Source organism: Blautia sp. AM28-27, from assembly GCF_003480905.1.
Classification (GTDB): Bacteria; Bacillota; Clostridia; order Lachnospirales; family Lachnospiraceae; genus Fusicatenibacter; species Fusicatenibacter saccharivorans.
On the sequence record NZ_QUJK01000012.1, the window covers coordinates 1 to 14,994 of the forward strand.

General features: G+C 47.0%; 13 protein-coding genes. 1 reads left to right on the forward strand and 12 read right to left on the reverse strand.

Going from position 1 to position 14,994, the window contains the following annotated elements:
- Positions 1 to 81: 81 nt before the first annotated feature.
- The gene (locus DW743_RS13400; protein WP_117761859.1) at positions 82 to 477 is read right to left on the reverse strand and encodes a pyridoxamine 5'-phosphate oxidase family protein; all 396 of its coding nucleotides are present in this window, start codon (positions 475 to 477) and stop codon (positions 82 to 84) included.
- Between the two features lie 190 nt (positions 478 to 667).
- Between DW743_RS13400 and DW743_RS13405 the strand changes: the two genes are divergently transcribed.
- Positions 668 to 1,045, forward strand: a complete 378-nt coding sequence (locus DW743_RS13405; RefSeq protein ID WP_117761860.1) for a winged helix-turn-helix transcriptional regulator — start codon at positions 668 to 670, stop codon at positions 1,043 to 1,045.
- 62 nt (positions 1,046 to 1,107) lie between these two features.
- On the opposite strand, the gene DW743_RS13410 is transcribed toward DW743_RS13405, so the two are convergent.
- The 11 genes from DW743_RS13410 to DW743_RS13460 form a co-directional block, all read right to left on the reverse strand.
- Positions 1,108 to 3,135 (reverse strand): beta-galactosidase, encoded by a 2,028-nt coding sequence (locus DW743_RS13410; protein ID WP_117761861.1) that lies wholly within the window; start codon positions 3,133 to 3,135, stop codon positions 1,108 to 1,110.
- 66 nt (positions 3,136 to 3,201) lie between these two features.
- Positions 3,202 to 6,240 (reverse strand): glycoside hydrolase family 2 TIM barrel-domain containing protein, encoded by a 3,039-nt coding sequence (locus DW743_RS13415; protein ID WP_117761862.1) that lies wholly within the window; start codon positions 6,238 to 6,240, stop codon positions 3,202 to 3,204.
- A gap of 98 nt (positions 6,241 to 6,338) precedes the next feature.
- On the reverse strand, positions 6,339 to 7,145 hold the full coding sequence (locus tag DW743_RS13420; protein WP_022461292.1) for a carbohydrate ABC transporter permease: 807 nt from the start codon (positions 7,143 to 7,145) through the stop codon (positions 6,339 to 6,341).
- Entirely contained in the window at positions 7,145 to 8,032 is an 888-nt protein-coding gene (locus DW743_RS13425; protein WP_022461293.1) for a carbohydrate ABC transporter permease, read from the reverse strand. The genes DW743_RS13420 and DW743_RS13425 overlap by 1 nt, the downstream gene beginning before the upstream one ends.
- A gap of 187 nt (positions 8,033 to 8,219) precedes the next feature.
- Complete coding sequence (locus tag DW743_RS13430) at positions 8,220 to 9,596, reverse strand: ABC transporter substrate-binding protein (protein ID WP_022461294.1); 1,377 nt, start codon at positions 9,594 to 9,596, stop codon at positions 8,220 to 8,222.
- Positions 9,597 to 9,799: 203 nt separating this feature from the next.
- Positions 9,800 to 10,741 (reverse strand): AraC family transcriptional regulator, encoded by a 942-nt coding sequence (locus DW743_RS13435; protein ID WP_022461295.1) that lies wholly within the window; start codon positions 10,739 to 10,741, stop codon positions 9,800 to 9,802.
- A 12-nt stretch (positions 10,742 to 10,753) separates the two neighbouring features.
- On the reverse strand, positions 10,754 to 11,053 hold the full coding sequence (locus DW743_RS13440) for a cupin domain-containing protein (RefSeq protein WP_022461296.1): 300 nt from the start codon (positions 11,051 to 11,053) through the stop codon (positions 10,754 to 10,756).
- A gap of 153 nt (positions 11,054 to 11,206) precedes the next feature.
- Complete coding sequence (locus DW743_RS13445; RefSeq protein ID WP_022461297.1) at positions 11,207 to 11,842, reverse strand: ABC transporter ATP-binding protein; 636 nt, start codon at positions 11,840 to 11,842, stop codon at positions 11,207 to 11,209.
- Positions 11,843 to 11,846: 4 nt separating this feature from the next.
- The gene (locus DW743_RS13450) at positions 11,847 to 12,701 is read right to left on the reverse strand and encodes a hypothetical protein (RefSeq protein ID WP_055226291.1); all 855 of its coding nucleotides are present in this window, start codon (positions 12,699 to 12,701) and stop codon (positions 11,847 to 11,849) included.
- Positions 12,694 to 13,464: a hypothetical protein gene (locus DW743_RS13455; RefSeq protein ID WP_117761863.1), complete on the reverse strand. Its 771-nt coding sequence runs from the start codon at positions 13,462 to 13,464 to the stop codon at positions 12,694 to 12,696. The genes DW743_RS13450 and DW743_RS13455 overlap by 8 nt, the downstream gene beginning before the upstream one ends.
- Before the next feature lie 137 nt (positions 13,465 to 13,601).
- Positions 13,602 to 14,804 (reverse strand): hypothetical protein, encoded by a 1,203-nt coding sequence (locus tag DW743_RS13460; protein ID WP_022461300.1) that lies wholly within the window; start codon positions 14,802 to 14,804, stop codon positions 13,602 to 13,604.
- Between the last annotated feature and the right edge of the window lie 190 nt (positions 14,805 to 14,994).

Genomic DNA, 14,994 nt, shown 5'->3' on the forward strand with positions numbered 1-14,994 from the left:
TTCAATTTTAGTATTGACTTTTTATTTGCAGGCTAAAGTAACGAGAATGCGACACGCAGTTTTCAAATTCATAGTGACAGATTAAAACTCGTACGGTGGGTTTCCGGAAAAGTCTGCGATTACACCGTGTGCATTGTCCAGATAGAATACCTCGAAAATCGGGTTGTCAGCGGTCTGGTACTGGCCTTTTACGATCGGGTTCTGCATGCACACTTCTTTTACAGTCATGTTATTTTCAAACACTGCGGTTCCGTGCAGACGGATCCATGCGTAGGACGGGCTGGAAACAGAGATTTCGATTTCCGGATTCTCCTGCATATCTTTGTAAACATCTTTTGTGTTGTTGGTGCAGAACCACAGTTTTCCGTCAACCTCTCCTGCAAACATGAACGGGCGGCATTTTGCCTTTCCGTCACGACCTACCGTTGCCAGATACTGTACCGGATTCTCATTTAAAAATTCTACTGCTTTGCTCATTTTACTTTCCTCCATTTTGTTTTTTTGAATTGTTTTTTTCTTTCGATGGCTTTATAATAAGTCCATAGAGTTCTTTCGTAAAGTAAGCACAATATTGTGGTGTAGTTACCCAAAAGATACTATTGTGTAAAATCAGACGTTTCCGCCATCTTTCAAATCATTATTTTCTTCAAAAAGGAGGTTTTCTCTTATGTCATCCGCAGAAAAAACACCCGTTTCTCTTGCTGATCTTCCGCCCTGCCCGGTGGAAACTACGCTGACTCTGATCAGTGATAAATGGAAAATTCTGATCTTGCGCGATCTGCTGCTCCACGGCACCATGCGGTTCGGCGAGCTGAAAAAGTCCATCGGTCACGTCTCTCAAAAAGTTTTAACTTCCCAGCTCCGCCAGATGGAACAGAGCGGTCTGGTCAACCGTAAAGTTTACGCCGAGGTACCGCCGCGTGTCGAATATTCCCTGACGGAACTCGGCTTCAGCCTCCGCCCGATCATGGATGCGATGTGGGACTGGGGCGAAGCGTATAAGAAAAAGCTGGCGCAGGAAGAAGACGCTGCCGCAAATGCATGAACGAAAAAAGTCTGTTGAGAAACAGCCCATTCCGGTTTTTCTCAACAGACTTTTCTTCTCTTCTATCTTCCTTTCAGCACAATCGTCTTCCAGCTTCCGATCGTTCCGTCATACGTTCCCTGCCATACCGGATAGCGCTCGATCGGCAGTTTGACTTCAACGGCCTCCCGGTTAAAGTTCTGGACAAACACGTACCGTGTTCCGTCCTTCTGCTCGCGCACTGTCACTTCCACACCTTCCGGAACTTCTTCCACGATCCGCTCCACACCGGCCTCTTCTGCCAGTTTCAAGCAGACTTCATCGTACAGTCCCTGTTCAAAGTCCGCACAAACGGCATACGCTTTTCCCTTTCCATACACATTCCGGGTCATCGCCGGCATGCCGTCATAGAAATCTTTTCCGTATGTCATCAGCACTTCCGCCGTCGATGGCTGTACCAGCTCGCAGAGATGACTGCAGCGGTATGCCCGTTCCAGATGCAGCGGATTTTCCGGCTCCGGAATTCCTTCGTTCCATTCGCCATCGTATAAGCCGTCAATCTCCATACTCCGGAATCCCATCACATCCATCAGGTCATGCGGTGTTCCGCCTAAGTAACAGAGATCCGTCTCATCCACAATGCCGGACCAGTAGGTCAGCAGGAAGATTCCGCCGTTCTCCACAAACGTCCGAACCTTTTCCGTCCATCCTTCCCGCAGCAGATAAACCATCGGTGCCGCCACAACACGGTATCCGTCGAGACTCCTCGTCTCGTCAATCAGATCCACATTGATGCCCAGTTTCCGGAATGCCTGATATGGTTTTTCCACGGTTTCTTTATAAAAAACACCTGCATTCCGCGGACCCGCCGCATCTTCCACTGCCCAGCGGTTTTCCACATCATAAATCACGGCTGCTTCCGCCGGGTTCTGCGAACCGTTCACTTCCTGCAGTTGCTCCAGAGCTACGCCGACTTCCGTCACTTCACGGAATACCCTGGTATCCGATCCGCCATAATGGTCAATCACGGCCCCATGGAATTTTTCGGATGCACCGCGGCTCTGCCTCATCTGGAAATACAGCACACTATCCGACCCATGCGCAACTGCCTGCAGTGACGCGGCCTGCAGCATGCCCGGTTTTTTCAGCTTGCTGACGGACTGCCAGTTCGTTGCGGAAGGACAGCTCTCCATCAGATAAAACGGCTTTTTCTGAATGCTCCGCATAATGTCATGCTGCATACCTGTATCCATCGCTGTTACCGTCTCCGCCTCTTTATGCCAGGTCGGATAATTGTCCCAGGATACAAAGTCAATCACATCGGCAAACTTGTAGTAGTTCAGTCCGGTAAAGTTATACATCATATTGATGGTAGACGGCTGTTCTGCCCCAGCGTCCCGCAGCGCTTTGATTTCCCATTTTACAAAATCCGCGGTCTGATCCGTCACAAACCGTTTCCAGTCCAGATTCAGTCCGTGCAGCGAAGAATCTCCTTTCGGAGACGGGCTCTCCACCTGGTCAAAACTCTGGTAAGTATGACTCCAGAACCCGGTATTCCAGGCACGGTTCAGCCGTTCCAGTGTGCCGTATTTTTTCTTCACCCAGCCGCGGAATGCCTCCTGGCACAGCGGGCAGTGGCACTCTCCGCCGTATTCATTCGAAATATGCCATGCAATCACGCCAGGGTGATCTTTGAACATTTCCGCCAGCTTCGTATTGATGATTCTCGTTTTTTCCCGGTAAACCGGTGAGGTATAGCAGTGATTATGGCGCTCCCCGTACAGATTCCGTTCTCCCGCTGCATTGACACGGAGCACCTCCGGGTATTTTTCCGCCATCCAGCGCGGTCTTGCCGCCGTCGGCGTGGAAAGCATAACCACAATTTCGTTTTCGTACAGGCGGTCAATCACCTCTTTTAACCATTCCAGACGGAAAACTCCTTCCTCCGGCTCTAAAAATGCCCAGGAAAACATGCCAAGCGAAACCTCGTTGATTCTGGCTTTCTTGAAATACGCCAGATCCTGTTCCAGAATCTCCGGGTAATCCAGCCACTGTTCCGGGTTATAATCGCCCCCGTGCAGGAGCTTTCCAAAATTTACTTCTTTCCCCATCTGCTTTTGTCTCCTTTTCTTTCGCAGACAGCCCATCCTGTCCACGGACAGAATGGGCTGAACGCATCAGATTCCCTTAAACGTAAAGGTAAACTCCAGTTTTTTATCAATCGGAATCAGGTACTCCGGATGGGTCTGTGCACCCCAGCTGTCGTCTCCGCCAACACCCATCTGCTGTTTTGCCACGCGCACAACGGTGTAATGTACCTGCGGCAGTTCATACGGATGCATCGCATTTTCCAGCTCGTGCGGTGTGTACGGCAGTGCGGAAAATTCCATCTTGTCGCCGCTGAACATCATACCGCGGCCCTTGCGGTTCGTCACGGTTGCCCAGCGTACACCAACCTTGTTGCCGCACTCCTGCGGAACGAGATATTTCGCCATATTATCTTCGACTTTATTCTTATAAACACCGAGCTTTGCTCCGGCACAGCGGTCCACATACGTCTCCTCCGGTCCCATGCCGTACCAGGTAACGTTGTCATAATCGGCATCCAGTTTGAACATCATGCCGAATTCCGGCATATCGCCGAGCTCTTTCACCGGATCATACGTCAGCGTCGTCTGAATGCTTCCATCGCCGAAGACACGGTAGGTCAGACGGCACTCGCTCGCCGGTGTGGTCGGCATTACATAGCGGTAGCTGACTTCTGCGCAGTCCTCGTGTACTTCGATTTCCGGCGCATACAGTCCCGGATAATGGCTGCCGTTCGGATATTTGTGGGACAGATACATTGAAGCAATCTTCCACTGGCTGTAACGCATCGGCATCAGGCTTCCGCAGTCATTGTCGATCGGCGCACGCCAGAAGTTCGGTTTCGGAATCATTTTGATCATCTCAACGCCGCCGTAACGGTACGATACGAGTCCGCCGTTCAGATCGGAGAACATCACATCAAAATTTTCGCCGCGCACACCAAAATCATGGTTGGAACGGATCACTTCAAATTTCGCCGGTTTTTCTGCTTTCGCCGGTGCTTCCACTTCATAAACACCCTGTCCGAATGCAACTTCATGGCCGCGCTTGCCCCATATGGTATCTTCTTTCAGGCGGAAGGAAACGGTCACCGCATACTCGCCCGGAAGGGTCTGTACGGCAATCGGAAGCTCCACTGTTTTTTCGGAAAGCGGCTCCACGGAAATTTCCATCGGCACTTCTTTCAGTTTCTTTCCTTCTTTTTCGAGAATTACCACGCAGTCAAACGCATCGGTATTCACAAACAGGTTCTTATTTTTTACAACTGCTTTGTCTTTCTGTACATCCACAGCAATGTTCTGATAGCAGAATTTTACTTCCTGCATCTTCGGGGAAGCATCGCGCTCGCCGCCGTATACAATACCATTTCCGCTGAAATTGTAATCGCATGGATGATCATCAAAGTCTCCGCCGTACGCCTGGAACTCTTTTCCGTAGCGGTCTTTTTTGTAGATTGACTGGTCGATATAATCCCAGATAAAGCCGCCCTGGAACAGCGGTTCTTCCTCGGCAAGATCCATATATTTCTTCATGGCGCCGCAGGAATTTCCCATCGCATGTGCATACTCACAGCAGACATACGGTTTTCTTCTGTCTTTCGACAAGAATTCACGGATTTCATTGACGGTGGTGTACATCCGGCTTTCCATATCGCTGGTGTCGTTGTATCTGCGGTCGTCATTAACTCCTTCATAATGAACGAGACGGGTCGGGTCCATTTTCCGGTATAACTGGGACATTTCAAAAATAACTTTTCCGCCAAACGATTCATTTCCGCAGGACCAGATCAGAATCGCCGGATGGTTTTTGTCTCTCTGATACATCGAATTGACACGGTCGAGCATACAGTCCATCCACTCCGGGCGGTCGCATGGTACAACACCGGAGAAATCTCCGCTTCGTACCGCATCCGTATCTCTCGTTCCATGGGACTCCATGTTGCACTCCGCGATCATGTAAAGACCGTATTCATCGCACAGATCATAAATGCCGACCGCATCCGGGTAATGGCAGGTACGGATTGCATTGATGTTGTTCTGTTTCATCGTCGTCAGGTCTTTGATCAGCTCTTCTCTCGAAACGACACGGCCGGATACGGAGCTGAACTCGTGGCGGTTGACGCCTTTAAAGACAACCCGCTTTCCATTCAGCATCATGATGTGGTCTTTCATCTCAAAGCGGCGGAATCCGACTCTCTGCGGAATCAGTTCCTGCACCGTTCCATCCTCTGCGGTGACTTCCAGCAGAAGATCATACAGCACCGGTGTCTCTGCGGACCACAGTTCCGGGTGATCGACTTTCAGAACAAACTGTGTTTCCCCATCCAGCACACCTTCGGTGCTCTGCAGTGCCGTTCCGTCTTTTAACAGGGTAATTTTTACCTTTCCTGTTCCGATCATTTTCGTATCAATGACCAGATCTGCCTTCGTAAACGTATCATCCAGCAGCGTCTGTACTTTCAGATCCGAAACGTGAACCTCCGGAATCGTGTACAGATACACATCACGGTAAATACCGGAGAAACGGAAGAAATCCTGATCCTCGCACCAGCTTCCGCTCGTCCATTTGAAAACCTGCGCAGCCAGTTTATTTTCGCCCTCTTTCAGATACGGGGTCAGTTCAAACTCGGACGGAGTAAACGTATCCTCGCTGTAGCCAAGGAACGTTCCGTTCAGCCATACGGCAATACCGCTCTCTGCTCCCTGGAAGGAAACAAAAAGCCGTTTTCCTTTCATCTGCTCCGGCACTTCAAAATATTTCACATAGGAAGCCGTCGGATTGAACCGCTCCGGAATCTCGCCCGGCTGGATCTCTTCTCTTCCTTCCCATGGGTACTGCACATTGGCATACTGCGGTGCGTCATATCCCTCCATCTGGATATGTGCCGGCACGCGGATATCGTCCCATTTTGTGCAGTCATACTCCGGTGTCTCGAATCCCGGAATCGTGCTCTCGTAGTTCTTTGCGTAATGGAATTTCCACAGTCCGTTCAGACTGTGACGGAAGTTTTCCACATGCTGCTCCATTTCTTCCACCGATCCATAATATCTGTGATCGGAATGCGCCGCCACCCGGTTTTCTCCATAGTACGTCGGGTCCTTCACTTTTTCATACTGAAATACACCCATTTTTATTTTCCTCCTTCTGGAATTTTGTTCTTTTTGATCTTTTGAAAAAAAGGTGGATATTCATCCAAATATCCACCTTTTCTGTTCGATTCTTTTTCTTATTTTACGGCACCTGTGATACCTTCTGTGAAGCTCTTCTGGAAGCAGAAGAAAATAATTGCTGTCGGGATCGTACAGATAAATACGCCGAGCATCAGCACACCATAATCTACAGTGTAGCCGCCGAGCAGGTTCGCTACCAGCATCGGCATGGTGATGGATTCATTGTTCTGTAAGATAACCTTCGGCCACAGGTAGTTGTTCCATGCGTTCATAAAGGTGATGATTGTTGCTGCCGCATACGTCGATTTCATGGTCGGCATATACATACGAAAGAAAATTCCTGTCTCGCTTAAGCCATCGAGTCTTGCCGCTTCGATGATATCGTGCGGGAAGGAACGGGAAGCCTGGCGGAACATCATGATCATGAACGGTGTTGAAATCGAAGGAAGCATGAAAGCTGCCATCGTGTTGACCATCTTTAGCTGGGAAAACATACGGAACATTGGGATCATGATGGCTGCGAACGGAATCATCATCGCAGTCAGAAGTACGGTAAATACCGCATCTTTTGCTTTATCATGATAGATCTCAAATCCATAACCGGCGATCGAGCAGACCAGAAGACAGAGAATGGTCAGCACCGTCGCATTCCGGAAGGAGTTGCACAGTGCAAGGCGCAGGTTCTGCTGCGCAATCAGCGCTTTAAAGTTGTCAATCAGATACGTACCCGGAATCAGTTTTCCGGCAATGACATCAATACTTCTGTTTGTAGACGCGCAGAACATATAGTACAGCGGAAAAACAGAAAGGATCGACGCTACCGTTAAAATCAGATACATGAAAAATTTCTTTGCTTTTCCCATTATCGCTCGTCACCTACTTTCATCTGAAGCAGTGCCAGAATGGCTACCATGATCAGGATCAGGATGGACATTGCTGCCGCATAGCCAAAGTTCGGGCTCTGTACAAAGGACATATTGTAAATATAATGAGACATGGTCATGGTTGATTTTCCAGGACCTCCGTTTGTCAGGTTCAGGGACTCATCGAACAGCTGCAGAGTACCGTTGGTAGAAGTAATTGTGGTCAGCAGAATCATCGGTTTTAACAGTGGAACGGTGATCTTGAAGAAAGTCTGCAGCGGGCTTGCGCCGTCGATTTTGGCTGCTTCGTAGATCGAATATTCAATGTTCTGCATACCGGAGAGATAGAAGACCATGTTGTATCCGGTCCATCTCCAGATCAGGGCGATGATGATAACCGCACGGGCTGTCCACGCATTGGAGAACCACATGATCGGGTTCATGCCGAGGCCGCGGAGAACGGTGTTGATAAAACCGTCATTTGCAAACAGGGAACGGAAGATCATCGCGTAAGATACGAGAGATGTTGCGCACGGCAGGAAAATGCAGGTACGGAACAGTCCCTTAAAACGCAGATCTTTGTTGTTCAGCATGGAAGCAAACATCAGGCCGAGGATCAGCATGATCGGCACCTGAATAATCAGATAAAAGAAGGTGTTGCTTAAGGTCTGTTTAAAGGTCGGGTCTTTTAAAATACGGGCATAGTTTGCAAATCCGTTGAATTTTAGGTTGATGCCCATACCTGTCTGTAAAGACAGGATGAATGCCTGAATCATCGGATAAAAGCTCATCCATGCGATCAGGATCGTTGCCGGCATCAGGAAAGCCCAGCCGGTAAGATTCTGTTTTCTTTCCAAGTTCATTCCTTTTTTCTTCTGACTGCTCATGGAATCTTCCTTTCTTTTTTTACCTGGCGTGTGTTTGAAAAAATCTTTTTGCAGACAACATTTCATGTTCTCCTGCAGAAATCATTTTTCAAACACACACCGCATAGATACAGAACGGGCCTGCTTCTGTCTGTCCAGGAAGCAGACCCGTTTCTTATCGTCCTACTTTTTTATGTATTGCAGGATATCAGCCACCCATGTTGAACTCTACAGTTTCCTGTGCGGTCTGAAGTTCGCTGTCCATATCTGCTCCTGTCTGGATGATATTGGAAAGTGCGGTTCCGACAGCATCACGTGCATCGTAGTAGAATGCTCCAGTGATGTTGGATGGAGTCTTGGTTGCGAAATCAACGATCTTTGCGTAAACCGGGTCATCGCTGAAGAATGCAACTGGCTGTGCATATGCTTCGGAATCTCCTGCCGGTGCCCAGGTTGCCAGAGCGCCTTTTGCGATGATATCATCGTAAAGAGCTGTGCTGCCTGCGAAGGTAGATTTCATAAAGTCAATGGCAAGATCCTGTTTTTTGCAGTTGGAAGAAATTGCCCAGGAAGAACCACCGTTGTTGGAGTAGTTGGTTGCTCCGTCAACGCCGTCCAGTTTCGGCATATTGGTGATTGCCCATTTGCCGGACTGATCTTCATTTGCTGTGATGGAAGCCATGATCCAGCATCCGTTGATAACGCCTGCTGTAGTTCCGTTGTTGATGGATGCGATGTACTGATCCCAGTCAGTAACCTCTACAAGAGTGCCATCTTTTACCATCTGGCTGTAAATCTCAAGGATTGGTTTCAGTGCTTTGTTGTCTACGATGTTGACAGATCCATCTTCGTTGAAAAGGGACTCACCGCAGGACTGCAGCATTTCCATAACAAGGTCCGGAGATCCGGCCTGAGATGTCAGGATCGGCTGGCCTGTTTTCTCTTTGACAACTTTTGCTTTCTCCATAAAGTCATTCCAGGTGATATCTGTGAAATCATCTACGGTGAAGCCTGCCTGCTCCAGCATATCAGTACGCAGGCACTCGATAACGGCACCATTGTCGAACGGAATTCCGTAGTTCTTCCCATCCAGAGTAGAGTAAGCAACTTTTGCGGATGAGAATTCGCTGAAATCAATTCCGGAATCGGTCAGATCGGTGAAGATGTCCGGATAGTTGGTTGCATATTTCTGGAAGGAGTTATCCTGCATCAGGAAGATATCCGGCAGAGTGCTTAAGTCTCCTGCGGAAACTGCTGTGGTCAGACGGGTTTCAATGTCGTCGGACTGTACTTCGCTGACTTCTACTTTGAATCCTTCGTGATCCTGTGCATAAATTTCAGCTGCTTTCTTGATCGCGTAAACGTTGAAGTTCGGGTCCCAGGTCCATACGGTTAAGGTGTTGTCATCATCAGAGCTGCCCTCTACTACGTCGCTGCTCTCTGATTTTGCAGTGGTTTCACTTGCTGCTGATGCATCGTTTCCGCCGTTGCTGGAACTTGTTGTAGTTCCTCCGCTGGAACCACATGCAGCCAGTCCAAATACCATTGCTGATGCCATTACGATTGATACAATTTTTCTTTTCATATTGCACATCCTCCTTAAGATGTTATTTTACAACCGGAACCTCCGCACTTTTTACAGCGCAGAAATTTTTTGGTTGTTTTGTACATTTTTTATGTTTTTATTCCCTCAACATGTACAAAGTATAACATATTTTCCCGTCGTTTGTGCGCATTTTTAACTCTATACTATGCATTTTCAACCATTTATATGCATTTTGACGGACATCACCATCCTTCCTGTGTTTTTATATCAAAATTCAACAATTTTCGTTCATAATGTTCCGGTGCACTTCGCCACTGCTGTGGAGATACACCAAGAATCCGGCGGAAATTACGGTTAAATGTAGAAATTGTTGTGAATCCGCTTCGCATTGCAATCTCATTTACAGAAATATTTGTTTTCCGCAGTTCCTTACATGCCGCCCGGATCCGGACCCAGTTAATGTACTCAACCGGCGTCATCCGCATGGATTCCTGAAAAATACGGCGCAGATGTGTTTCGCTGATATGACATACCTCTGCCAGCTCCTCAATTCGAAGAATCTCTTTATAATTTTCTCCAATATAATCCAGCGCAGGCAGAATCAGAGCGATACTGGCATCATCTACAATAGAATTCTTTTCCTGCTCCTCGTCCCTTTCATTCCATCTGGCAATCTGCATCAGAAGCGCTCTGGTCAGTCCTTTCACTTCCTCGAGATAAAATTCCCGTTTTTCACCCATGCATTTAATGATCAGTTTGATCATCTCCGCGACCTCCGGCCTTTCCTCATTTTTCACAAAATGGGCCTTCTGGTTAATACGCGCAATCAGCTTTTGTGCCATGCGCATATTGCCCTTATACAGCTCTGTAATAAATCCTTCCACATCCACAAACACCCATGCCCAGGAACATACACTGTTTTCTTTTGAGTTTGTTGTATGCGGAAAGTTTTTCGGCACCACCGTAAACATACCGCCATGATACGGCAGTTCCTCATCTTCCAAAACAATCGTTCCCTCACCGTAATAGCAGAAACCGATCTCCATCAGGTTATGAAAATGCAGATAATCAATCTGGTACCCATAATTCTGCAACCATTTTTCTCCCTGCAGCACCAGCACCGGGCATTTTTCCGGCACTTCGTAATAGCGGTATTCCATTCTGGGCTTTTTCTTTCTGCTCATATCCGTACCTGCTTATTCTACTTTTTTCTGAATCATCGCCAGAAACACGAGCGGTTCTTCCCCTGCGCAGGAAACCGCATGGCCGCTGCCGTCCTCGCAGAACGTCGTCATGCCCGCCTGCACCGGGTAGGTTTTGTCGTTATCCTGATACATACCCGCACCGGACAGGATGTGATACGCTTCTGTCTCCCCATGATGCTCATGATACGGAAGCTCATCACCCGGTAAAATCGTTACTTTTGCAAAGAGTGTCACCTTTCCGGAAAGGCGTTCGCCCTCCAGCAATTTTTCTGTTGTGTGTCTGTCTGCCATTGTTCATGTCCTCGTTTTCGTAATCTTTTTTTGTTTTCCCTGTCTCCATCCTACACCAAATAGCGTAAGATTCGATCTTCTCTGTGTTTTTATTATATTCTCTGCTTCACCGGAAGACAATGAGATTCACCAAAAACGAGCAACTTTTTTCCGTCAGCCTACAATCTTTCCTCTGTCAATCTCCACCGTCGTATCGCACAGTGCTGCAATGTCTTCCCGGTTGTGGCTGGCAAGAAGAATGGTTTTTCCTTCGTCTTTCAGTTTCAAAAACAGCTGCCGCATCTCCTGCACGCCCTGGTTGTCGAGACCGTTCATCGGTTCATCCAGAATCAGAAGGGAAGGTTCCTCCATAATCGCCTGTGCAATACCGAGACGCTGGCGCATGCCGAGCGAATACTTGCCGACATGCTTTTTCGCTTCCGGATCCAGTCCGACTTTTCGGATGGCCGCATCGATCTCCTTTTTTCCGATCTTCCTGCGGATGCCGGCGAGAAACTGCAGATTCTGTCTGGCACTGTAGCCCGGAAGAAAGCCCGGTGTCTCGATGATGGCGCCAATACTCTCCGGCGCTTCGATCTCTTTCCCAATCTGTTTTCCATCCACAAAAACCGCGCCATCGTCCACCCGGAGAAATCCGCAGATGCATTTGAACAGTACCGTCTTCCCACTTCCGTTTCTTCCGATCATTCCGTGAATTTTTCCTTTTTCGAAGCTCAGGCTGATCCCGTCCAACGCCGCGTAGCTGCCAAACTTTTTTGTCACGTTTTCTATTCTTATCTTTTCTTCCATTCTTTCAGATTTCCTCCACAAAGTTCAGATCCTTTTTCCGGATCCCGAGATACGAAAGGATCGTGCATGCGCCGATGACAATCGCAAAGACACTGTAAACATATGCCATCGACGGCCCGTTTCCATATCCCTGCCACTTGTAGCTCGCAATATTCATCCAAAGCGGCGGCGCGCAGTAATAGCCGATTGTGATGCTGGAAAATTTGCTGAGCAGAAGCGCAGTGAGTGCGATGCCGCAGTTGATGACGATTCCAAATCCCCTGTGTACCAGAAAATTTCCGGCATAACTCACAACGCCTGTCATAACCGACAGGCACCAGATCGCAAGCATTGTGAGTCCCATTGCCTCCTGCGGCGAAAATCTCGAAAGGATCAGATAATCCAACGGTTCCTGGTCAAAGGTATATGCCGCATTCGTCTGAGCCAGCGTACTGATCACCTTCCCCCATCCGGTTTCCCACCCTACATTCGGAAACACAAGCAGTACCGGAATCATACTTAAGCATATGGTGTAAAAAAAGGAAACAACCACAATGTACAGCATGTTTCCCCAAAACCAGCTTTTCCGCCCGGCCCGCAAAATCTGCCACCCGCTGTTCGGTTCCAGAAACGGAGCATCACAGAAAAGCAGCAGAGCCCCAAGAACAATGATAATCTGGTCTCCATTATATCTGGTCATAAACGGCAGCATCCAAAAAGTCACATCAACTCCGGTCTGCTCGCAGAAGCCTCGAATACCCACCGTCATTACATGAAAAAGGATCGCAATCCACAACAGCGCAACATAAAACCGTGGTGTTGTGAATGTTTTCCGCAAACGTATCTGACATACCCGAAGGCTCATCCGTATTCTATCCATTCTGCGCCCTCCTCTTTACCACTCGCACGAAAATTACACCTTCCATTCCTGTCAGAATAAGGAAATAACCAGCTATCACAAAAAAATCCTTAAAATTCCGGATACTTCCCCCATGGAGCTGGTACCATCTCATCTGGCCCGGCAGCTGCAGCGCTTCTGCTACAAGCTGGCTTGCATAATAAAAAAGAGCCGGTGTGCTGACCAGCACAAACAGATTTTTTATTTTTCCCGATATCATAAGCGCAAAAACTGCCATAAATGCATACTTGACAGCCTCAACTCCAAATCTTGCGGCAAGGTAAAACGGCAGAACGAGTCCATTTCCATAGCTTAAACTGCCTGTTAATGTTTCAAGCTCTTCTTTTTTTATCCACGGTATTTTTAATGCCAAAACGCCATAAACAACTGCCATTCCCAGAAAAATACTGATCACAGAACCGAAAAAGGCAACCACCAGATGCGACCAGCAATATGCTGTTCTCCCTATGCGTGTCTCAATGCATCTAAGATAGCCATTTCTGCTGTCTTCCCAATAGCTCAGCGCAAACGGCAGCACAGCCAGCACAGAAAACACTTCAAAAAATGCCCCCACACCATGACTGCTGACAACCAGGTAATATACCGATGCATTCCACCGGCTCTGCATTGCTTCCTGACTGATGTTTAACACGGTAACCAGCATCGCATCTGCGATGGCAAAATAAAATTTTCCTGATAAAAACATTCTTTTAAAATCCATTTTTATCATTCGAAAAAAATTCATGAAAGATCACCTTCTTGTCCTTCCGCAACAATCTCTTATCCTCTTCGTCTTTTAAAAAGATGTGACCCGCTTAGCCCGGAGTCACATCTTCCGCAAAACAATTTATTCTTTGAGTAACTCGTAAATCTCAGACAAACTCACCCTGCAATTTCCCGTCCATCCAGTGCATTGATGTAAACATACTGTTCGATCTCATCTTCTATAAATCGAAACTGCCACGCAGGAATCATATCACACATCCAATGCCCTGTTTCATTTCTTCCCGTTGTCATCGGGTAATAAATCAGTTTCATCTGATTCAGCGTAATCGGCTCTGCAATTGCCAAATCATACTTATTTCTCAGCGTTTCCAAAATAATATCTTTTTCCGCAAGAGATACCGGTTCCTTTTCCCGAATAGCATAGTGATTAACTGCTTGAAGATATTGAATTCCGCCCTCCGTTATAACAGCCTGTATTTTAGATGACGGAATATAAAGATCATCCTGCCGGTTAATTTCATTGCATAATACAGGAACCCCATTCAGATAACCCTGAAAAAACAACAGGAAACAATCATCTGCTTTTGACCACTCATATTTCTGAATCTTCTGAGGCTTTAGCAATTCTCCATTCTCGATTGCCTGTTCCATTAATTCCTGCTGTTTTTCCATCTGTTCATACGAAAAACTGTATTTACTGGTCAATTCAACTTTTTCCCAGTCTCCAATCCATCTAACAAACTCTTTTCCTTCCTCTATCAGCTTTTCTTCGTCTTCCAATGAAATTTCCTGCTCATTGTCTCTGACCAAAATCCCTTCACCATAGGCTGATGTAATATATTCAACAGGCAAATTATAATAAACTTTTTTTCCTTCTTCCGTTTCCACTCCTAATATATTGCTGACAGACACCGTTCCATTTTGATTTTTTAATTGTTCGCCAAGTATTCCCTCATACGAATAACAAACGTCCGGCTCTCCTGTGTCTCCTTTTCTTGTTTCCAATCCACTTTCCGGAATTTTCCCAAGTATTTTATTGAACACACTTTCTCCTTGAAATCCATCCACTTCTATCACACATTTTTCAAACTCATTCCATTTTTTGTCCGGCATGTCAACAATCGCATCAATTTTGGCCTGACTGCCAAGCTGAAAACGGATGTGCTCACCATTGCTTAATTCCTGATCATTTTCAGGTGTCACATTTGTTTCCGTTTCATCATTGCTGATAGAACTATTCCGTTCTTCTCCATTTTCCTGTTTTTCTACCTGCTGCAAATTTTCTGACTCATTTCCCATATTCTGACAACCTGTAAAGAACAGTAATATTACCATAATTCCCAATACTTTCTTTCCCATATATCCCCTCTTTTCAAAATTTCGTTCTTTCTCTTCTGTTACTCGAAGCATAGCGAAATTTTTCTCCATCGTCAACGGATCTGGGATATCATGCTCTATCTGGGATAATCAGTACAGATAGCAAAAAATAAAACTTTGTTCTTTGAAATCCGCATTCTTTTTGCTTCCTTCATACAAATAAAGTCTTTTT